We start from the raw sequence: 22,169 nt of genomic DNA, 5'->3' as shown, positions 1-22,169 counted from the left end.
GTGGCCTTGCGTAAAGTGAACGCCTGTAGGGATCGGGCGGGACCAGTAACGGTCTGAGTGACGCGGCTAACCGGGCTGGTTCCTGAAAGCTGCCAAATGGTATAGTGTACCGAGACGATTGTCAGTAGAGCCATCGCATGTTTACCGGGCCCGAAATCGAGCCGGGCACGCGCCAAATCCGGCGCTACGATGACTGCCCCTTATTCAAAGGATGTTACTTATGTTAGTGACTCAGATACGCCGTTTCATCTCCGTTCGTACTTTATGGCTAATGGCAGCAGCATTGCTCGCCAGTTTGGCGTTTACGGTTCAGGCAGGAAACCCTCAGGACAAGGCGGACACGCCGCACGAAATTGTAAAATTGGTTACGGATGACTTGTTGCAGGTCGTGCGCAAATACGACGGTGGCGAAAAGGACCGGGAAGCTTATTTCGCCGAGTTCGAGGAAACGCTGGAGCCGGTGGTCGACTTTGCCTATATCGCCCGAGTGGTGATGGGGCCGCAGGGTGATGATGCCACTGATGAGCAGATTCGCGAGTTCGCCCAAGTGTTCCGCCGGGGTCTGGTACGCACTTATTCCAGAGGCATTGCCAGCTACGTGGACAGCGACATACGAGTGGTGCCTCCCGAGCAGGATATCTCTGACGAGCGTCGCGTCACCGTGCGCCAAGAGGTGCGCCACCGTGGTAGCAACCATCGCTTGTCTTACACCATGGCCAAAAACCGCGCCGGTGAGTGGAAGCTGATCAATCTGGTGTTGGATGGGGTTAACCTTGGCCGCTCGTTCCGCAGTCAATTTGCGGAATCCGCCAGAAAGTACGATGGCGATATTGATAAGGTGATAAAAAACTGGCTGGACGACGTTTGATAGCCACCCATTCCTCTGGGCGCACGTCTCTTTAGGGGTGCGCCCAAAGGCGTGTTCAGGTAAGATCCGGTCCCAAATTCGATCATCTGTACAAAAGCGAGAGCCGGATCTATGCAACCCGAGCAAATTAAAGCCCAGGTCGAAAGCCAGTTGCCCGATAGCCAAGTTCAAGTGGGCATCGACGGCAGTCATGTCAGCCTGGTCGTGGTCAGCCCCGCCTTCGAGGGTCTCTCGGCCGTTAAAAAGCAGCAAATGGTGTATGCCACCCTGTCGGACAGTATTGCCAGTGGCAGTATTCATGCGGTCCACATGAAGACCTTCACTCCCCAAGAATGGCAGCAGCAACAATAACCTTCAGTGGCGACCTCTGGGGTCGCGCCCCAATACCGAGTGTGTAATGGATAAATTAATGATAAAGGGCGGCGGGCCGCTCAACGGGGAGATCCGGATATCCGGTTCGAAAAACTCTGCTTTGCCCATATTGGCCGCCACTTTGTTGGCCGACGGCCCCGTACGTGTAGGCAATATGCCGCACCTGAACGACATCACCACCATGCTGGCACTGTTACGCTGCATGGGTGTGGGTGTCACCATCGACGAAAGAATGTGCGTCGAGATAGACCCTACCAGCATCAATGATTTCACCGCCCCGTATGAGCTGGTGAAAACCATGCGCGCGTCCATTTTGGTGCTGGGCCCCATGCTGGCCCGCTACGGCGTGGCGAATGTGTCCTTCCCCGGCGGTTGTGCCATCGGCAGCCGCCCGGTCGATATACACCTGCGCGGCCTGGAAGCCATGGGCGCATCCATTGATGTGGACGAAGGCTACATTCGAGCCCGTACCGACGGTCGGCTTAAAGGCGCCCACATTTTAATGGACACGGTGACTGTGGGTGGCACTGAGAACTTGCTGATGGCGGCGGTGCTGGCCGAGGGCACCACGATTCTGGAAAACGCCGCCCGTGAGCCTGAAGTGGTCGATTTGGCGCAGTGTTTGGTGGCCATGGGAGCGGACATTCAAGGCATAGGTACAGCCACCTTGACCATCAAGGGCGTCGAGCGCCTGAATTCCTGCTATTACAATGTCATGCCGGACCGGATCGAGACTGGAACCTACTTGGTCGCCGCCGCAGCGACTCGGGGCCGCGTTAAACTGAAAGACACCCGCGAAGATATTCTCGAAGGTGTTCTGCTCAAGTTGCAGGAGGCTGGGGGTCAGATCAGCACCGGGCCGGATTGGATTGAGCTGGACATGAAGGGCAATCGACCGCGCGCCGTCAATTTACGCACGGCTCCTTACCCGGCCTTTCCCACCGACATGCAGGCGCAGTTCACGGCTATGAACGCCGTCGCCGAAGGCAGCAGCTCGGTCACGGAAACCATCTTTGAAAACCGTCTGATCCAGGTTCATGAATTGAACCGTATGGGCGCCAAGATCACCCTGGAAGGCAACACCGCCATGATCACAGGCGTGGAAAGGCTTAAGGGTGCCCCGGTCATGGCGACGGATTTACGCGCCTCGGCAAGTTTGGTGATTGCGGGTATGGTCGCGGACGGCACGACCTTGGTGGATCGTATCTATCACATTGATCGCGGTTACGAGTGTATCGAGGAAAAACTGCAAATGCTGGGTGCGAACATCCGGCGGGTTCCGAATTAAGACTTCACATTATGAGCCAAATACTGACCATTGCTTTGACCAAGGGCCGAATTCTGGAAGAGACGCTGCCACTGTTAGCGGCGGCGGGTATTGTGCCTGCCGAGGACATCGATAAAAGCCGCAAGCTGGTGTTTGAAACCAATCGCCCCGATGTTCAATTGCTGGTGCTGCGCGGCGCCGACGTACCCACATATGTTCAGTTTGGGGCGGCGGATATGGGCGTGTCCGGCAAGGATACCCTGATGGAAAACGGTGCCGAAGGCCTTTACGAGCCTCTGGATCTGAATATCGCGCGCTGCAAACTGATGACGGCTGCCATTGCCGGGGCGCCAGTGCGGCAAGGGCGCATTAAAGTGGCAACCAAGTACGTGAATATTGCCAAGCAGTATTACGCCACGTGTGGCCGACAGATCGACGTGATCAAACTGTACGGTGCCATGGAACTGGCTCCGATTATGAACCTGGCGGACGAAATTGTGGACATTGTCGATACCGGCAATACACTGCGCGCCAATGGTCTTGAATCCCGGGAGTTCATCGCCGATATTAGCTCGCGGCTGATCGTCAACAAGGCCTCCATGAAAATGAAGCACGTGCAGATTGAGGCCATAATCGACGCCATCGCTCAAGCGATTGGTGCCGAGCATTCGGTCACCAGCGCTTAGTAATTCATCCCACTGCCTCGAATTTTTTGCTTTTCACAGGAAGGCTACGCCATGGCTGATGCCAACGATTTTTCCATTGCCCGTTTAAACGCCACGCAAGCGGATTTTGACGCTCGCCTGGATGCACTGCTGGCCTGGGACTCTGTGTCCGACGCGGGTGTGACTCAGGTGGTCGCAGAGATTCTACAGGCGGTAAAAAGCCGCGGTGACGACGCCGTCGTGGAATACACCAACCGCTTGGATCGCCGCCAGGCTAGCAGCATGGCGGAGCTGACTCTGGCGCCGGAGCTGCTTCAGCAAGCGCTTGAAGATATTTCCCCAGAGCAGCGCCAGGCCCTGGAAGTGGCGGCAGAACGTGTGCGTCGTTATCACGAGCGCCAGCATCAAGCTTCCTGGCGCTACACAGAGGCAGACGGCACCGTGCTCGGCCAACAGATCACCGCCATGGAGCGGGTCGGCCTGTACGTGCCTGGCGGCAAGGCTTCCTATCCCTCTTCTGTATTGATGAATGCCATTCCCGCAAAAGTAGCGGGTGTGGATGAGCTGATCATGGTGGTGCCGGCGCCGGACGGTGAACTGAGCTCCATGGTTTTGGCGGCGGCCGCTATCGCTGGCGTCGATCGCGTGGTTACGATCGGCGGCGCCCAAGCCGTGGCCGCCCTGGCCTTTGGCACAGAATCGATTCCCAAAGTCGATAAGATAGTCGGCCCCGGCAATATCTATGTGGCTACGGCTAAGCGCGCCGTATACGGGCAGGTGGATATCGACATGATCGCTGGCCCGTCCGAGATTCTGGTGATTTGCGACGGCCAGACGGACCCAGAATGGATCGCCATGGATTTGTTCAGCCAAGCCGAGCACGACGAGCAAGCTCAGTCGATCTTGGTGAGCCCTGACGCTGACTTTCTGGTTCAAGTGGAGCAAGCCATGGCGCGCTTGCTGCCGGATTTGCAGCGCAGCAAAATTGCCCGAGAGTCATTGGCTAAGAGGGGGGCTTTGATTAAAGTCGTGGATATGGATCAGGCTCTGGTGGTGAGTAATCGCATTGCGCCCGAGCACCTGGAGTTGTCGGTAGCGGATCCAGAATCCCTACTGCCGAAGGTGCGTCACGCCGGTGCGATCTTTATGGGTCGTTACACGCCCGAGGCGTTGGGTGATTACTGTGCGGGTCCGAACCATGTTCTACCCACGTCAGGTACGGCGCGCTTTTCCTCGCCACTGGGGGTGTACGACTTCCAGAAGCGCAGTTCTATTATTATGTGCTCGCCGCAAGGAGCTGATGTCCTGGCGCGCACCGCCTCGGTTTTGGCGCGCAGTGAAGACTTGGAAGCGCATGCACGGTCGGCAGAGTTACGTATGCTGGAGAGCAAGCAGGATTAACTGGATTCCGTCGGTCGTTCGCTGATGACGGCTTCAAGCCGTAGGCGTCGACCATCGCGAACCACCTGTAAAGTGACTTCGCTGCCGGGCTCGGTGGCCGCTATCTGGTTCATACCCCGGCGCCCGTCTTCGCCTACAGATTGATCGTCGATGTGGGTAAGTATGTCGCCGGGGTTGAGCCCGGCCACATGCGCCGGGCTGTCGGCGTAAATCGCCGTTACCAGCACACCTTCAATACCGGGTTCTACCGAAAACTCTCGTGCCAATTGAGGAGTGAGTGGTTGGGCTTCCAGGCCCAGCCAACCGCGTACCACGCGTCCGTGCTCAATGATTTCACGCAGTGAGTTCATCGCCGTATCGGCGGGAATGGCAAAGCTGACCCCCACCGAAAATTCACTTTGGCCCAAGAACTCGCTTTCTCGCAAAATGGCGGTGTTGATACCCAAAAGTCTGCCTTGGGTGTCCACCAGGGCGCCGCCGGAGTTGCCCACGTTAATGGCCGCGTCCGTTTGCAGAAAGTTTTCATACTCGCTGATATTCAGATTCCATCGTCCGGTAGCACTAATAATGCCCTGAGTCACCGTCTGGCCTACCCCGAAAGGGTTGCCGATGGCCAGGACAATATCGCCCACTCTGGCATGGGTGGGCTCTCCCACTTCGATGGCGGTGAGCTGGTTTAGCTCAATTTTCAGTACCGCCAAGTCGCTGTCTGGGTCCGTGCCCACCAACTGAGCGCGAGTTTCGCGGCCATCGTGCAGGAGTACCAAAATGTCTTCCGCGCCTCGGATTACGTGTTCATTGGTGAGCAGGTATCCGCGCGTATCCACAATCACGCCCGAGCCCAGAGCCAGCTGTCGGCGTTGTTGTTGAGGCTGGTCCGGATTGCGCTGTAGATGTCGGTAGAGGGGGTGGCCCTCTAGCGGGTGACGATTGAGCTCGAGGGTTTTGCGGGTGTAAATGTTGACCACCGCTGGTGCCGCCCGGTCGACGGCGTCAGCATAGGAGTGTAGTGTCTGGGGCTGACTGGCTGAAGAATTGCGGGGGCTGGCGTCCAGCAAGGGAGCCGGGCGCAGTTCTGGGAACACCAACAAAGTCAGCAGAGCGATAAGGAGCCCGGCCGCAACCGGCCACCCCAGGGATTGAAACAGGCGTAATGCCGCCATAGAAAGCTCCGCTCTTGCTGCCTTGCCGGTCGATAGCGCTCCTGCTGGACGTTTAGGAGCGCTCGGTGGTGGTTTGGTGGGTTTCGGGGTCTTCTAGCTGAAGCTCCGACGTATCCGTTTCCGGCTCGTCTTCCTCGTGTAGCCCGTAATCTTCGCTCAAGGTACCCGGGCCCCGCTTGGGTGCCCAGTCCCGGGGGGCTTCGTAGCTTTCCTCGCTGATGTACGTGGTTTCGTCGCCCAGCAACTGACTGTTGGCCGATTCCAAAATCTGGCGACTCATGGCCGGCGTGGTCAGTTTGAGAGCGCTATTGGCCAAGTGCTCGTACACTTCCCGATAGCTGTGGGTCAGGTTGTTGACCAGCTCGGACGTGCGGGAAAAATGCTGAGTTACATCTTGTTGGTATTTTTTTAACTCGTTTTCAGCTCGGTACAAGCGCTCTTCCAGCTCGCGAGTCCGGTTTGGCGGACCCCACAGGTTTAACAAGGAGGCGCCCAAGGCCGCTCCGCCCAGCAGACAAAGCAGGCCGGTAATAACGAGGGTGCTGATTGAAACCACAAAATTCTCCTAAGGTGTACTGATAATTACTGCGGGCGTTTGAGGGCATCCATGCAAAGAGCCCGGTGCTCAAGGTATTATACGACTTTTTTCGGTCCGGCAGTCGGGTCTTCGTACATTTTTTATACATTCCCGATGCGGGTTCGTTTTTTTAAAGAGGTAGCGCCATGAGCGAGTCATTTTCTCAGACCGAGACAGCAATTGCTATCGATGGCCCGGTGGGTCAGCTGGAGGCGCGCACGCAAGCCGGCCAGTCAGAGGGCCCCCTGGCTGGTCGCGGCCTGGTGGCAGTAGTCTGCCATCCGCATCCGCTGCACGGCGGTACTATGAACAATAAAGTGGTGACAACGCTGATGCGCGTCTACCGGGACTTGGGGGTCGATTCGGTGCGCTTTAATTTTCGTGGTGTGGGCGAGAGCGGCGGCGAATTCGATAACGCCCGGGGCGAAGTGGATGACTTGCTGGCTGTGGTGTCTTGGGTGAAATCCCAGGGTATTCACTCGAACCTTTTGCTGGCCGGGTTCTCATTCGGATCTTCGGTGGCGGCGCAAGCCACTTATCGCAGTGATTGGGCGGTTCAACATCTGACCCTTGTCGCTCCACCGGTAGCGCGCTACCCCTATGACCAAGAAGGGCGCTTTCCGTGCCCGGTGTGCTTAATTCAGGGAGATCAGGATGATGTGGTGGAGCCCGATTCCGTCTATCAGTGGCGTGAGCGAATTGAGTCGCCATTGCAATTGCTGCGCTACCCCGACGCGGGGCATTTTTTCCACGGTGGCCTGGTGACGCTAAAGAAAGACCTCCTGGACACCTTGCCGGCGCAACTGGAGGGAAGAGTTTGATGGGGCAGCGCACTGGATTCAATGTGGGGGGCGAGGGAGCGTGAGCGCCACACAGGATGATCCACGCGGGCGCTATGAGCGCGACCTGATGCGGCCGGGCTTCCGGGCTGACTCCGCCCAAGCGCGGGCGGTGGAGGCGCTGCAGAGGCTTTATGAGGCGCTCACGGCTGCTCCGGAGCCGCCAGCGGGTTTACGCGCACGCTTGCTTCGCCTTCTGGGGCGAATGCCCGAGCCGGTGCAGGGACTGTATATGTGGGGTGGCGTTGGCCGGGGCAAAACCTACTTAATGGACAATTTTTATGAGAGTTTGCCCTTTGAGCGCAAGCAGCGGGTGCATTTCCACCGGTTTATGCGGCGAGTCCACGAAGAGTTGAAACGCCTTGCGGGGCACAAGAACCCGTTGGAAGGTGTGGCCGACGCTTTGGCCAAAGAGGCGCGGGTCATCTGTTTCGATGAGTTTTTCGTCACCGATATTACCGATGCGATGATCCTGGCAACCCTGTTGGAAGCCCTGTTTGCACGTGGAGTCACGCTAGTAGCCACCTCCAATATTCCCCCTCAACAGCTCTATCGTGACGGTTTGCAGCGGGCCAGATTCTTGCCGGCCATTGACCTGATTCAGCGTCATACCCTGACCATTGAAATAAATGGCGACAGTGATCACCGTCTGCGTGCGTTACGCCAAGCGGAGCTGTACCATTCGCCATTGGACGACGCAGCCGACAAAAGTTTACTGGCCAGTTTCCATTCTTTGGTGCCGGCGCGCGGAGAAATTCGCCCCAATCAGGCACTGGAGGTTGAGGGTCGGACCATTGAGGCTCGCTATGTGGGAGAGGATGTGGCCTGGTTCGATTTTGTAAACCTATGCGACGGCCCGAGGTCTCAGAACGACTACATTGAGTTGGCACGGGAATACCACGCCGTAGTGGTCAGCAACGTGCCCGCTCTGGGGTGGAGTAACGATGACCAGGCTCGGCGCTTTATCAATATGGTGGATGAATTCTACGATCGCCGGGTCAAATTGGTGATCTCGGCCGCTAAGCCTCTGACAACTCTCTACGAGGAAGGGCGACTGACATTTGAATTTCAGCGTACCGTCAGTCGGCTGCTGGAAATGCAGAGTGTCGACTACCTGGCTTTGGCCCACAAACCCTGAGCCCGTCGTCGTTGACCGACAGTGAAAAATCCGCGAAAAGCCCTTGAAAACCCACGGGGGCTTATGTAGTATTCGCGCTCTTTTATGGGAAGCACCTCCTGAGGCAGGAATAACATGAAGACATATAGTGCTAAAGCGGAATCAGTCTCCCATGACTGGTTCGTCATCGATGCAGCGGGCAAGACTCTGGGCCGTATGGCCACCGAGATCGCAACTCGTCTGCGCGGAAAGCACAAGCCTGAGTACACTCCCCATGTGGACACCGGTGATTACATCGTGGTGATAAACGCCGAGCAAGTACGCGTTACCGGCAAAAAGGCAAAGGACAAGATCTACTATCACCATACCGGCCATATCGGCGGCATTAAATCTATCAGCTTCGAGAAATTGATAGAAAAAGCCCCCGAGCGCACCATCCAGAAAGCGGTTAAAGGCATGATGCCCAAAGGCCCACTGGGGCGCGCCATGTTGTCCAAACTGAAAGTGTACGCAGGTAGTGAGCATCCGCACACTGCTCAGCAACCTCAAGAATTGAAAATCTAACCGGGACGCTGATTATGGCAGTTACTCAATATTACGGCACCGGCCGCCGCAAGACCTCCACAGCGAGAGTTTTTATTGCTTCCGGCACCGGTAACATCGTGGTTAACGACCGTCCGTTGGACCAGTATTTCGGTCGTGAGGTGTCGCGAATGATTGTTCGCCAGCCTCTGGAAAACGTTGACATGGTGGACAAGTTTGACATCAACGTGACCGTTCGCGGCGGAGGCAGCTTTGGCCAAGCCGGCGCTATTCGTCACGGCTTGACTCGCGCTCTGATGGAATACGATGAAAGCTTGCGTGGAACCTTGCGTGAAGCGGGCTACGTAACACGCGACTCGCGTGCAGTGGAGCGTAAGAAAGTGGGCTTGCGCAAAGCGCGTAAGAGACCACAGTACTCCAAGCGTTAAGAGCCCCCCCGATCCGGAGGCCCGGCCGCTGGTTGGGCAAATGGGTACGGAGAACGCCCAGGTCGGTACTGGCCCGGGCGTTTTTTTATGCGTGTACTGTATTCGTTTCTTCTAGAGACCTGGCGCCGGAACCTTAGTCCGCGCGGGGTTATTCTTGTAAGCGGCACATAATTTCTTTAAGATTGGCCAATTTTTTGGGTTCCTTGACCCCATCCTAAATCGTTGAATCTTAGTGATTTACTGGCCGTCAGAAGCTGTTAGGGGAGAAGTTCGTCAATGACAAATGACGTTGTGAATAAAACGCGTCGCCGGGTGCTCACGGCTGCCACTTCCGTGGTAGGTGCCGTGGGTGCAGTCGGTGTCGCTGTACCGTTTGTGGGTTCCTGGAACCCCAGTGCCAAGGCTCGAGCCGCTGGCGCGCCAGTCAGGCAAAACATCGGCAAGATCGAGCCCGGACAAATGATCACAGTGGAGTGGCGGGGCCGACCGGTATACATCGTACGCCGCACTCCTGAAGCGATTGCCGGTCTGGCCAAAGTGGAAGGTCAACTGCGCGATCCCAACTCCGAAGAACCCCAACAGCCGCCTTACGCTCAAAACCCCACCCGCTCTATCCGAGAAGAGTACCTTGTGTTGCTGGGTCTGTGCACTCACCTGGGCTGCGCTCCCGCGTTCCGTCCGGACGTAGGCGCACAGGATCTGGGTGGTGAAAGCTGGCAAGGCGGTTTCTTTTGCGCGTGTCATGGCTCTCGATTTGATATGGCTGGACGTGTTTACCGGGGCGTTCCCGCTCCGACCAATCTGGAAGTACCGCCGCACCGTTATGAGGGCGATAACGTTTTGGTCATTGGCGAGGATCCGGAGGAAGTGGTATGAGTCAGTCGACAGGGCTGTGGCAATGGATTAACGACCGATTGCCAGTACAACGGGCGTGGGATACCCATGCGGGTAAATACTACGCGCCCAAGAACTTTAATTTTTGGTACATCTTCGGGGTTCTATCCCTGTTGGTTTTGGTCAACCAGCTGGTCACCGGCATTTGGTTGACCATGAACTACGTTCCCTCCGCCGAAGGCGCTTTTGCGTCCGTGGAATACATTATGCGGGACGTGGAATACGGTTGGTTGCTGCGCTACATGCACTCCACCGGTGCTTCTGCCTTCTTTGTGGTTGTCTACCTGCACATGTTCCGTGGTCTGATGTACGGCTCGTACAAAGCGCCGCGCGAGCTGGTGTGGATCTTCGGCATGACCATCTACCTGGTACTTATGGCCGAGGCTTTCCTGGGTTACGTGCTGCCTTGGGGGCAAATGTCCTATTGGGGCGCGCAGGTGATTGTGTCGCTGTTCGGTGCCATTCCAGTGATCGGTGACGACCTGGTGCAGTGGATCCGTGGTGACTATCTGATTTCCGGCATTACTCTGAATCGCTTCTTTGCTCTGCACGTGGTGGCTTTGCCTATCGTTCTGCTGGGTTTGGTAGTGCTGCATATTCTGGCTCTGCACGAAGTCGGCTCCAACAACCCCGACGGCGTAGACATTAAAAAGCATAAAGATGAAAACGGCATTCCCAAAGACGGTGTGCGTTTCCACCCCTACTACACCGTGCATGACTTGGTCGGTGTTGCTGTATTCCTGTTTGTATTCTGTATCGTACTGTTCTTTATGCCAGAGATGGGCGGCTTCTTCCTGGAATACGCCAACTTCGAAGAGGCCAATAGGCTCAAGACTCCTGAGCACATTGCGCCTGTGTGGTACTTCACACCCTTCTACGCCATCCTGCGTGCAGTGACCATTGATATTGGTCCTCTGGACTCCAAGTTTTTGGGCTTGGTGGCAATGGGTGCGGCTATTGCCATCCTGTTCGTGCTACCCTGGCTGGATCGTGCGCGTGTAAATTCCATGCGCTACAAAGGCAACATCGCTCGTGTGGGGCTGATGGTCTTTGCTGCCATGTTCGTTGTGCTGGGTTATCTGGGTGTTCAGGCACCCACTGAAGGCCGTACGCTTCTGGCCCAGGTGGCGACCGTGTTCTATTTCGCCTACTTCATCACCATGCCGATCTGGACCAGTACGCACATTAAGCGCACGTCCATTATCAGCTGGATTATCTGCGGCGTGTTTGGGTTGTTCTTCCTGATCATGACCTTCCAGAACTTGGGTGGTGATGTTCCGTTTTTGATTCGCCTGTTGAGCTTTGTACTGGCTGTGGCCTTCTTTGCTCTGCCCTGGTTGACCAGCCGAGATGAAACTCGCCCCGAGCCGGATCGTGTTCAGATGAAAGGCTTGCCCTTGAAGCTGGTTTTGGGTGGTCTTGCTCTGTTCGCCGCGTTGGTGGTGATTCCCATCTCCGCTGTGGCAGCCGGTGGTGGTGGCTGTGGGGATATACCCTGCGATCAGATGAAACCAGACTTGAGAGATAATGCCTCCCTCCAGCGTGGTGCCAAGTTCTTTGCTAACTATTGCATGGGCTGTCACTCTGCGAAGTTCTCCCGCTATGAACGAGTCGCTACTGACTTGGGCATTCCGGAAGAAATCATGATGGAGCAGTTGGTATTTAGCGATCAGTCGATTGGCGATCTTATGGAAATTTCCATGCGCCCGCAGGACGCCACCCGGTTCTTCGGCGTTATGCCCCCGGATCTAACCCTGGTGGCACGCGCTCGGAACCCAGATTGGTTGTATACTTTCCTGCGTAACTTTTACCGGGATGACACGCGCCCTTATGGTGTGAACAACCGAGTATTTGAAAATGTCGGCATGCCTCATGTGATGCTCGATCTACAGGGGCTGCCGGAATGTGCTCCTGCACCAATGCTCAACGCTGATGGCTCAACTCAGCGTGATGAGATTGGCAACCCGGTGATGAATGAGGAGTGCGGCCAATTGGTGGAGGGGAGTCTGCAAGGGTCACTGACACCGGAAGAGTTTGATGGCGTCATATACGACCTGGTGAACTTCCTGACCTATGTCGCAGAACCCATTGCACTGACTCGTCAGCGTATTGGGGTGTATGTACTGCTGTTTTTGTCCGTGTTCTTTATATTTGCCTACCTGCTGAGTCGGGAATATTGGAAAGACGTCCATTGACGTAAGCAAGCTCATGCGGGTGGCATTGCCGCCCGTGTTCGTAGGACTGAGTAATCGAGGTGAAGCTAATGGGTGTTGTGACTAAACGCTCATCCATGACATTGTTTTCCGACGGCCGTGATCATTACAGCCATCGTGTACGCATTGTGCTGGCCGAGAAGGGCGTTTCCGTGGATGTGGTTGATGTCGACCCCAAAAACAAGCCTGAAGAACTGGCCGACTTAAATCCCTACAACAACTTGCCAACGCTGGTTGACAGGGATTTGGCTCTGTACGAGTCGAAGGTCATTATGGAGTACCTGGACGAGCGCTTCCCGCATCCGCCCCTGTTGCCTGTGTACCCTGTGGCGCGTGCGCAAAGTCGTTTATGGATGTATCGCCTGGAGCGCGACTGGGCGCCCATGGTTGACACCATATTGTACGGCCGGAACAAGGAGCAAATCGTCAAGGCGCGCAAAGACCTCAAAGACAGCCTGTTGACGATCGCCCCTATTTTTTCCGAAATGCCGTTCTTCATGAGCGAGGAGTTCACCATTGTGGACTGCTGTTTGGCCCCGATTCTTTGGCGGTTAAAGCTTATGGAAGTCGACTTGGGTAAAACCAAGCAGGCTCAGCCTCTGCACAGCTATATGGAGCGGTTATTCGCCCGGGAGCCCTTCCGGGAGAGTTTGACGGAATTTGAAAAAGAGATGAATGTCGGCTGATTAATGCCGGCGTCACCCGAGCCCGGCTTGTTACCGGGCCTGGGTGGAGCGGAGCCTTTGGCTCGCTCACCGCGTCTATTCGGAGACCACGCGTTTATGCCCATGACCTCCAGCAGACCCTACATGCTTCGCGCACTCTACGAGTGGATTGTCGACAATGAATGTACACCCTATATTCTTGTGGACGCCCGGGGGCCGGGAGTGGAAGTTCCCCTGGAGCATGTGAATAAAGATGGCCAGATAGTCCTTAACTTGAAGCCTTCGGCCGTGAAAGACCTGACGATCCAAGACTACGTCAGTTTCAGTGCCCGCTTCAGCGGCATTCCCACCCAACTTTTTATCCCCTGTGGTTCTGTACTGGGCATATACGCCCGGGAAAATGGCCAGGGCATGGTATTTGAGCCCGAGCACAACCCGGAACCACCCAAGCCCGACCCAGAACCCTCTGACAGTGGCAAGCGTCCTAGTTTGCGCGTGGTTAAATAGCGACCGATTTCAATGCCTGGGGCACTCTTTGGTGTCTAACCCTCTTGTTCAGCGATGTTTAGGACAGGAGGGCGAAGTGGGGCGTCTTTAAATAGCGCGCTAAGCACCCTATTTTTTCTGCCAGCCATCTGGCTCCCCGCGTATATTGGATGCATAATGGCATTATCTACCATAATAAAAGCAGTCGGGAGCTTCCATCCATGGCCATGTTTCAGCACACCATAGGTATCTTTTTAAACCCTGATCGCGAATGGGAACGCATTCGCGGTGAAAAGCAATCCTTTCTCAGGGTGTATGCCCTACATGTCCCCCTCCTGGCACTGATCCCGGTGATCTGTGGATATATTGGCGTGACACAGGTGGGCTGGAGTATTGCCGGTGGATCCGTGATTCGCCTGACGGCCGAGAGTGCGTTGATCTTGGTTGCCGCTACCTATTTAGCGCAGCTGGTGGCGGTCTACGCCTTGGGTGAATACATCAACTGGATGTCGCACAATTTCGGCGTTACCGGTGACGCCAGTGAAAGACACTATGAAGGTACAGCCCTGGCAGTCTATTCGGCCGTGCCGATGATGCTGGCTGGCGTGGTGCTCCTGTACCCCCAGCTGTGGCTGGTGGCAACGGTGTTTTTGATTGCTGGCTGCTATTCGGTTTACCTTATCTATGAAGGTATCCCGATTTTGATGAACATCCCCAAAGAGCAAGGCTTTATCTACGCCAGTTCCGTCATCACTGTGGGACTCGTCCTGGCGGTCGTAGTCATGGTGGCCACCGTGATCGTTTGGAGCGCGGGTATGGGACCGGTATTCATACGCTGATAGCCAAGCCGTAGTCCCGAAGGCAGCCAATAGGCTGCCTTTTTTATGGCTATTGATCTACGGGAAAGTGCACAAAACCGGTTTTGTGGTTTCTTGTCATCAGTTTGCAATATTCAAACCGCATGATACGCGCCATAACACAGCCTCTTTGGCTGGGTTTGAGTACCACAAATCAACGATCTTTATTTTAGGGGAAATTTCATGAAGAAAGCACTGCTGCCGATGGCGCTTGCCGCTGCGCTGCCTTTGACTGCCATGGCCGATGTTAGCGTATACGGCCGCGCTGATGTGTCACTAGACCTGTTGGATGATGGCGCTGACTACTCCGAACTTAACTTGTCCAGTAACTCATCCCGCCTGGGTTTTAAGGCTAAGAAAGAGTTTGATGGTCTGACTGCATTGATACAGATTGAGCAACAGGTTGATTATGACTCAGGTGGCGCATTCACCAGTGCTCGGGATACTTTCGTAGGCCTAAGTGGCCCCTTTGGTCTGGTGCGCGCCGGCCAATTTGACTCGCCCTTTAAGCGTGCCCGCGGGCCGGCTAATCTTTTCGGCGATCAGGTGGGTGACATGCGTAACCTGACTCGCGTTGGAGACGCCCGCTTTGACGAGCGAAACCCCAATACCATTCATTACCAAACCCCTAAAATGGGCAGTGTCCAGCTTAACGTTGCTTACTCAGTAAATCAGGGGCAAACCGCAGCCGATGGCGCCAGTGATGATGCTCTAAGCCTTTCGGTCACCTTTGCCACAGGTCCGATCGACTTTGCCGCCGCCTACGAAACCTATGGTGAAGACCACAGCCGTGGCGAGCGGGACGGCGTGCGTCTGGCGCTGGGGTATGATGTTACGTCCAATATCAAACTGGTGGGCTTCTTCCAATCGGTGGATCATGAGCTTAGCGACGCATTGACCAGTGATGTTTTCGGCTTGGGTGGTGAGTTTAAATTGGGCTCTAAAACCCGTCTGCGCGGCCACTATATGCACCGCAGCGCGGATATCGATGATGGGGACTCGGCGATGGTCGCTGTGGGTATCGAGCACCGACTGGATAGCGCAGTACGTGTCTACGCCAACTATGCCGCCGTTAACAACGATGACAGCGTAGCTCTGAACCCCTATACCCAAGCGCGTACTACCAGCGTTCCGGGCGTTGCTGGAGAAACCGCCAGCGGTCTCTCTCTCGGTTTCCGTTACGACTTCTAAGTCGGAATATTGTTCGGAAAGCCCCCAAAGGTCACTTTGGGGGCTTTTTTGTGGGTAGTACGAAAAAAAGCAGTTTCCGAAGTGAAAAAATCTGCGGTTTTTGGCATTCGGCAGCAGCCCGCGTGGTGGCAAACTGGAAGGTAGTCTCGCCTGAAACGGAGACAAATACTTTACGCACGGAAGGAAAGGATACCCTGCGGCTTGAGACCCTCGGAGGCAGGAAGCCGACGCGGAGCGTACAGGGACGTATTTAAAGCGTGTCTCAAGTCGCAGGGTATCCTTTCCAGAAGGCCATAAAGCGTGCCTGACTCAGATCGAAATAAATCCACAATGGCGAGAAAGTACAAACACTACCAACCCTTCATACAACTGTCACATTCCATCATTAAAGTACTCGCCAAGGATGAGAAGGGCTCATCTTTATCATCGCGGTACAATGATCTTAGTCAAAGCTAACGGAGCGCTCTAATGAACGCACAGAAACTTCTTAAAGGTCTGGCCCTGGCCGGCTCCATGATTTGCAGCACGGTTGTCCTGGCGCAGCAAGTTGATCCCAACCTTCCGGAGTACAAGGCCGTATCGGGCATTTCGGGCAACCTGACCAGTATTGGCTCAGATACTTTGAACAACCTGATGACCCTGTGGGCAGAAGACTTCAACGGCTTCTACCCTAACGTCAACATACAGATTCAAGGTGCCGGTACGTCCACTGCTCCTCCAGCACTGGCAGAGGGTACGGCCAACTTTGGCCCCATGAGTCGCATCATGCGTGATAGCGAAGTGGCCCAGTTTGAACAAGCCCACGGCTACCCACCCACACTGGTGCGTGTCGGTATCGATACCATCGCCGTGTTCGTCAACCGCGATAACCCCATCGAAGGTTTGACGTTGGAAGAGGTCGATGCCATTTTCTCCAGCACCCGCCGCTGTGGTGGCGCGTCCGATATCACCCGCTGGGGCCAAGTAGGTTTGACCGGTGCCTGGGCCAATCGCGATATCACTCTTTACAGCCGCAATGCCGTATCCGGTACTTACGGTTACTTCCGGCAACACGCCCTGTGTGACGGTGACTTCAAAAACAATATGAACGAGCAGCCGGGTTCTGCTTCAGTGGTGCAGGGCATTACTGAGTCGATCAATGGCATAGGTTACTCCGGCATCGGCTATAACACCGCTGGCGTTCGGGCCATAAAACTGGGCCGCGAAAAAGGCAAACTGTTCGAGCCCAACTCTGAGAACGCGGCCTCTGGAGACTATCCCCTGGCCCGCTTCCTGTACGTTTATGTGAACAAGCACCCAGTGGACGGTCTTGAGCCGCACACTCGGGAATTCTTGAAAATGGTGCTTTCCCGTCAAGGTCAGGAAGTGAACGTGCGTGATGGCTTTATCCCTCTGCCAGCCTCGGTGGCCAAGCGGGAAATGGAGCGCCTGGGGATCAAATAACCACCTCGGAAAGAACGTCTTGTGCTTAGGGGCCCGCGGAGGCAGGGAGTTGGCGATGAGCATACAGGGACGTATCGACAGAGTGTCTCATTACGCAAGTGTTGTTATTAGGCTCCAGGGAATGGAGCCTTTTTTTTGCATCCCCAAAAACAGGCGGCGTTTTATGCCGCCTGTCATATAACTGTCACAAACCTTCCCTAAGATGTCGCTCGTGATAACCCGATACCGGTTCTTTCCGGGAAGGCTAGCCGAGGACAGCTATGAACCAATCTACGCCGCCACTTTTATCCCCCAGGCCGGGTCTGGAAAAGGTCCTACCTGACGGGGGCGCCCGTAAGCGTCTGCGGCGCTGGCGCGCAGCGAAAGATTATCTTGCCAAGTACTGTGTCGGCACGTTTGGGGTGGGCGTGATCATCGCCCTGGCTCTGATTTTTGTTTACTTGTTCAGCGAAGTTTTGCCCATGCTGCGCCCAGCCGCCATGAGCGTTCAAGCCAGCTACGAGGCCCCCGGGGGTCGCAATGCAGACACATTGCACATTGCGATGGATCGCCACGGGAAAGTGGGTGTGCGTTACACCAGCAACAGGCAGGCGGTTTTCTTCAATGTCTTGGATGGCAGCGAAAGCCACAGGGTTGAATTACCCTTGCCGGTAGGCGCCACGGTGAGCGCGTTTGGTTTGGCGGAGCCACGCACCCGTCTGGCCATTTTTGGCATGGACAACGGCCAAGCGTTGTTGGTCCGGCATGAATTCAATGAGCGCTTTTCCCGAGAGGGCCGCTTGTACGATCCTTCTCTAGAGTTTCCGCTTGGTGAAGGGGATGAAGCACTTCTCGATGTGGTAGAGGATGGCACGGCCATTAGAGCCATTTCCGTTCAACGCGGTGCTGGCGGGATCAGTGTAGCGGCGTCACTCGAAGATGGGCGGATACGCTTGGTTCAGTTCGAAGAGACTACGAACTTTATGACCGGAGAGGTTAGTGTCCGGCGCAACGTCTACGATTTGCCCTCGCTTCCCGAAGGCGCCGAGCCGCGCAGAATTCTGTTGGATATCACCATGCGCAATATGCTGGTGGGGGATGACCTTGGACGCTTGCACTACTACGATGTCAGCCGTCCTGCGCAGGCTCGTCTGCTGGATTCAAAGCGAGTCATTCGTAGGCACGACGCTCAAGTTGAGTCCCTGGAATACTTGCTTGGAACTGTGTCAGTCATTGTCGGGGGATCCGATGGCAGCGTCAGCCAGTTCATGTTGGTTCGGGATGAAGAGAACGTTAATCGCATTACCCGCATTAGAGAGTTTGACGGTCACGAGGCCGCAGTGGTCGGAATTGCGCCGGAGTATATCCGTAAGGGCTTCGCTACATTCGATGATCGGGGAAGTATAAAGCTTCACTATTCGACATCCTCGCGAACTCTGGCAGCTCTAGATGTTGGCGACAGGCCCTTGTCGCGGGTTCAGCTGGGGCCGAGAGCGAACGCGCTGTTTGCTGTCGATAACGCTGAACAGGTGCACCTGGTCAACGTGCGTAATCCACACCCAGAAGTCTCGGTGCGCGCCCTTTGGGATAGAGTTTGGTACGAAGGCCGTTCTCAGCCGGAATACGTGTGGCAATCCTCGTCAGCCACTGACGAGTTTGAGCCAAAATTTTCACTGGTGCCGCTGACCTTGGGTACGCTTAAAGCCGCCTTTTATGCCATGTTGTTCGCAACGCCTCTAGCCATTCTTGGGGCTGTTTACAGCGCCTATTTTATGTCGCCCAAGTTGCGCCAAGCGGTGAAGCCGTCCATCGAAATCATGGAAGCCTTGCCCACGGTGATTCTCGGGTTTTTGGCAGGCCTTTGGTTCGCACCTTTCGTAGAGAGCCACTTACCAGCCGTGTTTTCCATTTTGTTTTTAATGCCGGTCGCATTGATTCTGGCGGGCTTTGTGTGGATGAGACTGCTCCCGAAAGCAATCAGTAATCGAGTGTGCAACGGTTGGGAGGCGGCCATTCTGATCCCGGTCGTCATTCTGGTGGGATGGGTATCGGTGGGTATGAGCCCACATTTGGAGAACTGGTTCTTCGCCGGTGATATGCGTCAATGGCTAACGGATGTGGGTTACACCTATGACCAGCGCAACGCCCTGGTGGTAGGGGTTGCCATGGGGTTCGCCGTGATTCCGACCATTTACTCCATTTCCGAAGATGCCGTATTCAATGTCCCTAAACACCTGACCCAAGGGTCGCTGGCCCTCGGCGCCACTCCGTGGCAAACCGTGACTCGAGTGGTGTTGTTAACGGCCAGCCCAGGCATCTTTTCCGCGGTGATGATCGGCTTTGGCCGCGCGGTAGGGGAAACCATGATTGTGCTTATGGCTACCGGTAACAGCCCGATCATGAATTTCAATATCTTTGAGGGCATGCGTACGCTCTCAGCCAACATCGCCGTGGAAATGCCGGAGGCCGCCGTTGGCGGTACTCACTACCGGATCCTGTTCCTGGCGGCGTTGGTGCTCTTTGTCTTGACCTTCTTTCTCAACACATTGGGTGAGTTGGTCCGTCAGCGGTTGCGCAAGCGCTACGGCTCTCTGTAATCCAGAAGAGATACTTGAGGATAGGTTATGAAAGATTGGTTTAAGAAAGGTTCTCCTTGGATTTGGCTCAGCGGCGGCGCGGTCACCATCAGTATGGTCATGGTATTGGGCTTGGTATTAATGATTGCCTACAACGGCCTTTCTCACTTTTGGCCCAAGCCGGTACTTGAGTTTGAGTATCAGTTGGAGGGGCAGGCTAGCGCTGAACGTGTCATCGGAGAAATAAGTCGCTCCGAAACCATGACCGCAGCGGCCATGCGCGAAGCGGGCTTCCATGTGCCGGAAGATCAGGCTGTAGTCGTACGCCATCTGATCAAGCGAGGCAACCGCGACGTGACAGGCCAGGATTTTGTCTGGTACCTGGAAGACTTCATGAGCAACAAGCGTTTTCCTGAAGACATATTGGTACTGGAACGGCTTCAGTGGGGCGACTTCTATGGCTTTCTAAGAGAGTTTGTCATTGATGGCGAGGTCGTTACCATTGGCGACGACGCGCGTAGAGCGTTCGAGAACACTTTGCAGGAAACTTCACAGCTTGTGCGTGAAATTAACGTTATCGAGCGGGTAAATATTGGTGATGTAAATTTCCGAATGGAGCAATTGCGCCGACAGCTGCGCGGTCTTCAGCTCAATGAAACCATTTCCGACGAGCAGCGCGCAGTCTTAGAGGCGGAAGTGGCTGAAAGCCGGGCCGACCTCGATGCGCAGTATGCTGAACTGGAGCAAAGGCGCAACGAGCTGCGTCGAGAAGTCTCGCGCTATGCGATTACCATGGAAACCATGGGCGGACAAATGCGCAGGATTCCGCTGAACAATATTGTGCACGCATGGCGCCCTAATGAAATGAGCTTCTTTCAAAAAGTAGGCCATTACGGTCGCTCTTTCTGGGACTTTGTAAGCGGTTACCCCCGCGAAGCGAATACCGAGGGAGGCATATTGCCGGCGATATACGGCACGGTCCTGATGGTGTTGATCATGTCAGTTGTGGTAACGCCCTTTGGTGTTCTGGCGGCGATCTATCTGCGGGAGTACGCCAAGCAAGGACCACTCACTCAACTGATTCGAATTTCGGTGAACAACTTGGCCGGTGTCCCTTCTATTGTCTTTGGCGTGTTCGGCCTTGGATTCTTTGTCTATTTTCTCGGGGGCAACATTGATCAGATGTTCTATAGCGAAACGCTGCCATCGCCGACGTTTGGCAGTCCGGCACTGATCTGGGCCTCTTTGACGCTGGCTCTGCTGACCTTGCCGGTGGTGATTGTCTCAACAGAAGAGGGATTGTCACGAATTCCGCGCAGTATCCGCGACGGCAGTCTGGCACTGGGTGCTACCAAAGCCGAGACGCTGTGGCGAACGGTCGTGCCCTTGGCGGCACCGGCCATGATGACCGGTTTGATTCTTGCGGTTGCTCGCGCGGCTGGCGAAGTAGCACCACTGATGTTAGTGGGTGTGGTCAAGATGGCTCCCAGTTTACCGCTGGATGGAAATTACCCATTTTTGCACTTGGACCGCGCCTTCATGCACTTGGGTTTTCACATTTTCGATGTGGGTTTTCAAAGCCCCAACGTTGAAGCCGGCCGACCCCTGGTATACGCAACCGCCATGGTGCTTGTGTTCTTGATTGTGATTTTGAATCTGACCGCCATGGTGATCCGCAACCGGTTGAGAGAAAAGTACAGAAGTGAAAGTGACTAAAGAGGGGCATGACCGGTCACGTTGATACACCCAATTTGTTTAAGGTAGGTAAAAAATGAGCGAGCAGAGAGAAACACCGAGAACTCACGCGCTGGACACCAAGCGCTTACGTGATACTTATCGCCAGGGGCAGTCCATGGGTGGCGAGAAAACCAGTTTGAGCCTGCGTGACTTACAGTTGTTTTACGGCAATGACCGGGCCTTGAACGGCATTGATTTGGACATCCCGGAGAAACGAGTGACGGCCTTTATCGGCCCGAGTGGTTGCGGGAAATCCACCTTGTTGCGATGCATTAACCGGATGAACGACTTGATTGACAATTGCCGAGTGCAAGGCCAGATCCTGCTTGATGGGGAAGATATCTATCATCACTCCGTGGATGTGGCCGAGCTGCGTCGGCGGGTGGGAATGGTATTTCAGAAGCCCAACCCGTTCCCCAAAAGCATTTATGAAAATGTGGCCTTTGGTCTGCGTCTGCAAGGCGTAAACTCCCGGCGTATCTTGGATGAGGTGGTGGAGTCGTCTTTGCAGCGGGCGGCCTTGTGGGATGAGGTTAAAGATCGCTTGCAGGAGAACGCGTTCAGTTTGTCAGGTGGTCAGCAACAACGCTTGGTTATCGCCCGAGCCATCGCCATCGAGCCGGAAGTAATCTTGCTGGACGAACCGGCTTCGGCCCTGGACCCGATTTCGACGTTAAAGATCGAAGAGTTGATCAATGAACTGAAAGACAAGTACACCATTGTTATCGTGACCCACAACATGCAGCAGGCGGCACGGGTTTCCGACTACACGGCCTTTATGTATATGGGCGATCTGGTGGAATATGGCGATACCGATACCATCTTCACCAATCCCAGTAAGAAACAAACTGAAGATTACATTACTGGCCGTTACGGCTAAGGGGAATC

General features: G+C 55.2%; 21 protein-coding genes. 19 read left to right on the top strand and 2 right to left on the bottom strand.

Annotation, left to right across the window (positions count from 1 at the left end; genetic code table 11):
- Positions 1-220 precede the first annotated feature (220 nt).
- From RBH33_RS16260 to hisD, 5 genes are all read left to right on the top strand, one after another.
- Positions 221-868, top strand: a complete 648-nt coding sequence (locus RBH33_RS16260; protein WP_306733270.1) for an MlaC/ttg2D family ABC transporter substrate-binding protein — start codon at positions 221-223, stop codon at positions 866-868.
- Positions 869-979: 111 nt separating this feature from the next.
- On the top strand, positions 980-1,219 hold the full coding sequence (locus tag RBH33_RS16255; RefSeq protein ID WP_306733269.1) for a BolA family protein: 240 nt from the start codon (positions 980-982) through the stop codon (positions 1,217-1,219).
- Positions 1,220-1,265: 46 nt separating this feature from the next.
- Positions 1,266-2,528: a UDP-N-acetylglucosamine 1-carboxyvinyltransferase gene (gene murA, locus RBH33_RS16250; RefSeq protein ID WP_306733268.1), complete on the top strand. Its 1,263-nt coding sequence runs from the start codon at positions 1,266-1,268 to the stop codon at positions 2,526-2,528.
- Positions 2,529-2,539: 11 nt separating this feature from the next.
- A complete protein-coding gene (gene hisG, locus RBH33_RS16245; RefSeq protein WP_473752983.1) occupies positions 2,540-3,193 on the top strand; it encodes an ATP phosphoribosyltransferase in 654 nt (217 codons plus the stop codon).
- A gap of 51 nt (positions 3,194-3,244) precedes the next feature.
- Positions 3,245-4,573, top strand: coding sequence for a histidinol dehydrogenase (hisD, locus tag RBH33_RS16240; protein WP_306733267.1), 1,329 nt, complete (start codon positions 3,245-3,247; stop codon positions 4,571-4,573).
- On the opposite strand, the gene RBH33_RS16235 is transcribed toward hisD, so the two are convergent.
- Both RBH33_RS16235 and RBH33_RS16230 read right to left on the bottom strand, forming a co-directional pair.
- Positions 4,570-5,736: a S1C family serine protease gene (locus RBH33_RS16235; RefSeq protein WP_306733266.1), complete on the bottom strand. Its 1,167-nt coding sequence runs from the start codon at positions 5,734-5,736 to the stop codon at positions 4,570-4,572. The genes hisD and RBH33_RS16235 overlap by 4 nt on opposite strands.
- 52 nt (positions 5,737-5,788) lie before the next feature.
- Positions 5,789-6,292, bottom strand: a complete 504-nt coding sequence (locus RBH33_RS16230) for a Z-ring associated ZapG family protein (RefSeq protein ID WP_306733265.1) — start codon at positions 6,290-6,292, stop codon at positions 5,789-5,791.
- 167 nt (positions 6,293-6,459) lie between these two features.
- Between RBH33_RS16230 and RBH33_RS16225 the strand changes: the two genes are divergently transcribed.
- From RBH33_RS16225 to pstB, 14 genes are all read left to right on the top strand, one after another.
- On the top strand, positions 6,460-7,134 hold the full coding sequence (locus tag RBH33_RS16225) for an alpha/beta hydrolase (protein WP_306733264.1): 675 nt from the start codon (positions 6,460-6,462) through the stop codon (positions 7,132-7,134).
- Positions 7,135-7,174: 40 nt separating this feature from the next.
- The gene (zapE, locus tag RBH33_RS16220; RefSeq protein WP_306733263.1) at positions 7,175-8,290 is read left to right on the top strand and encodes a cell division protein ZapE; all 1,116 of its coding nucleotides are present in this window, start codon (positions 7,175-7,177) and stop codon (positions 8,288-8,290) included.
- 114 nt (positions 8,291-8,404) lie between these two features.
- Complete coding sequence (gene rplM / locus RBH33_RS16215; protein WP_306733262.1) at positions 8,405-8,833, top strand: 50S ribosomal protein L13; 429 nt, start codon at positions 8,405-8,407, stop codon at positions 8,831-8,833.
- A gap of 14 nt (positions 8,834-8,847) precedes the next feature.
- Positions 8,848-9,240, top strand: a complete 393-nt coding sequence (gene rpsI, locus RBH33_RS16210) for a 30S ribosomal protein S9 (RefSeq protein WP_306733261.1) — start codon at positions 8,848-8,850, stop codon at positions 9,238-9,240.
- A 276-nt stretch (positions 9,241-9,516) separates the two neighbouring features.
- Entirely contained in the window at positions 9,517-10,116 is a 600-nt protein-coding gene (gene petA, locus RBH33_RS16205) for a ubiquinol-cytochrome c reductase iron-sulfur subunit (RefSeq protein WP_306733260.1), read from the top strand.
- Positions 10,113-12,329, top strand: coding sequence for a ubiquinol-cytochrome c reductase (locus RBH33_RS16200; protein WP_306733259.1), 2,217 nt, complete (start codon positions 10,113-10,115; stop codon positions 12,327-12,329). The genes petA and RBH33_RS16200 overlap by 4 nt, the downstream gene beginning before the upstream one ends.
- A 68-nt stretch (positions 12,330-12,397) precedes the next feature.
- On the top strand, positions 12,398-13,033 hold the full coding sequence (locus tag RBH33_RS16195) for a glutathione S-transferase N-terminal domain-containing protein (RefSeq protein ID WP_306733258.1): 636 nt from the start codon (positions 12,398-12,400) through the stop codon (positions 13,031-13,033).
- Between the two features lie 96 nt (positions 13,034-13,129).
- Positions 13,130-13,519, top strand: a complete 390-nt coding sequence (locus tag RBH33_RS16190; protein ID WP_306733257.1) for a ClpXP protease specificity-enhancing factor — start codon at positions 13,130-13,132, stop codon at positions 13,517-13,519.
- 200 nt (positions 13,520-13,719) lie between these two features.
- Positions 13,720-14,337, top strand: coding sequence for a Yip1 family protein (locus RBH33_RS16185; protein WP_306733256.1), 618 nt, complete (start codon positions 13,720-13,722; stop codon positions 14,335-14,337).
- A 201-nt stretch (positions 14,338-14,538) separates the two neighbouring features.
- On the top strand, positions 14,539-15,546 hold the full coding sequence (locus RBH33_RS16180; protein WP_306733255.1) for a porin: 1,008 nt from the start codon (positions 14,539-14,541) through the stop codon (positions 15,544-15,546).
- 468 nt (positions 15,547-16,014) lie between these two features.
- Positions 16,015-16,989: a PstS family phosphate ABC transporter substrate-binding protein gene (locus RBH33_RS16175; protein ID WP_306733254.1), complete on the top strand. Its 975-nt coding sequence runs from the start codon at positions 16,015-16,017 to the stop codon at positions 16,987-16,989.
- 260 nt (positions 16,990-17,249) lie between these two features.
- Positions 17,250-19,565, top strand: a complete 2,316-nt coding sequence (locus RBH33_RS16170; RefSeq protein WP_306733253.1) for an ABC transporter permease subunit — start codon at positions 17,250-17,252, stop codon at positions 19,563-19,565.
- A 27-nt stretch (positions 19,566-19,592) separates the two neighbouring features.
- Positions 19,593-21,260, top strand: a complete 1,668-nt coding sequence (gene pstA / locus RBH33_RS16165; RefSeq protein WP_306733252.1) for a phosphate ABC transporter permease PstA — start codon at positions 19,593-19,595, stop codon at positions 21,258-21,260.
- Positions 21,261-21,396: 136 nt separating this feature from the next.
- Positions 21,397-22,161 (top strand): phosphate ABC transporter ATP-binding protein PstB, encoded by a 765-nt coding sequence (gene pstB / locus RBH33_RS16160; protein WP_306733316.1) that lies wholly within the window; start codon positions 21,397-21,399, stop codon positions 22,159-22,161.
- The last annotated feature ends 8 nt before the right edge of the window (positions 22,162-22,169 follow it).

Origin of the sequence: Marinimicrobium hydrolyticum, from assembly GCF_030848505.1 — a bacterium.
Taxonomy (GTDB): Bacteria; Pseudomonadota; Gammaproteobacteria; order Pseudomonadales; family Cellvibrionaceae; genus JAVDDU01.
Note: the sequence above shows the minus strand (reverse complement) of the source record. Positions and strands in the feature narration are given on the sequence as shown.

Excerpts from the sequence above, each read along its gene's own strand:
- pstA (WP_306733252.1), top strand. The coding sequence starts at position 19,593 with ATGAAAGATTGGTTTAAGAAAGGTTCTCCTTGGATTTGGCTCAGCGGC.
- rplM (WP_306733262.1), top strand. The coding sequence starts at position 8,405 with ATGAAGACATATAGTGCTAAAGCGGAATCAGTCTCCCATGACTGGTTC.
- hisG (WP_473752983.1), top strand. The coding sequence starts at position 2,540 with ATGAGCCAAATACTGACCATTGCTTTGACCAAGGGCCGAATTCTGGAA.
- murA (WP_306733268.1), top strand. The coding sequence starts at position 1,266 with ATGGATAAATTAATGATAAAGGGCGGCGGGCCGCTCAACGGGGAGATC.
- RBH33_RS16185 (WP_306733256.1), top strand. The coding sequence starts at position 13,720 with ATGGCCATGTTTCAGCACACCATAGGTATCTTTTTAAACCCTGATCGC.
- RBH33_RS16255 (WP_306733269.1), top strand. The coding sequence starts at position 980 with ATGCAACCCGAGCAAATTAAAGCCCAGGTCGAAAGCCAGTTGCCCGAT.
- RBH33_RS16260 (WP_306733270.1), top strand. The coding sequence starts at position 221 with ATGTTAGTGACTCAGATACGCCGTTTCATCTCCGTTCGTACTTTATGG.
- rpsI (WP_306733261.1), top strand. The coding sequence starts at position 8,848 with ATGGCAGTTACTCAATATTACGGCACCGGCCGCCGCAAGACCTCCACA.
- pstB (WP_306733316.1), top strand. The coding sequence starts at position 21,397 with ATGGGTGGCGAGAAAACCAGTTTGAGCCTGCGTGACTTACAGTTGTTT.
- RBH33_RS16180 (WP_306733255.1), top strand. The coding sequence starts at position 14,539 with ATGAAGAAAGCACTGCTGCCGATGGCGCTTGCCGCTGCGCTGCCTTTG.
- RBH33_RS16190 (WP_306733257.1), top strand. The coding sequence starts at position 13,130 with ATGCCCATGACCTCCAGCAGACCCTACATGCTTCGCGCACTCTACGAG.
- RBH33_RS16195 (WP_306733258.1), top strand. The coding sequence starts at position 12,398 with ATGGGTGTTGTGACTAAACGCTCATCCATGACATTGTTTTCCGACGGC.
- RBH33_RS16235 (WP_306733266.1), bottom strand. The coding sequence starts at position 5,736 with ATGGCGGCATTACGCCTGTTTCAATCCCTGGGGTGGCCGGTTGCGGCC.
- hisD (WP_306733267.1), top strand. The coding sequence starts at position 3,245 with ATGGCTGATGCCAACGATTTTTCCATTGCCCGTTTAAACGCCACGCAA.
- RBH33_RS16200 (WP_306733259.1), top strand. The coding sequence starts at position 10,113 with ATGAGTCAGTCGACAGGGCTGTGGCAATGGATTAACGACCGATTGCCA.
- RBH33_RS16175 (WP_306733254.1), top strand. The coding sequence starts at position 16,015 with ATGAACGCACAGAAACTTCTTAAAGGTCTGGCCCTGGCCGGCTCCATG.
- petA (WP_306733260.1), top strand. The coding sequence starts at position 9,517 with ATGACAAATGACGTTGTGAATAAAACGCGTCGCCGGGTGCTCACGGCT.
- RBH33_RS16225 (WP_306733264.1), top strand. The coding sequence starts at position 6,460 with ATGAGCGAGTCATTTTCTCAGACCGAGACAGCAATTGCTATCGATGGC.
- RBH33_RS16170 (WP_306733253.1), top strand. The coding sequence starts at position 17,250 with ATGAACCAATCTACGCCGCCACTTTTATCCCCCAGGCCGGGTCTGGAA.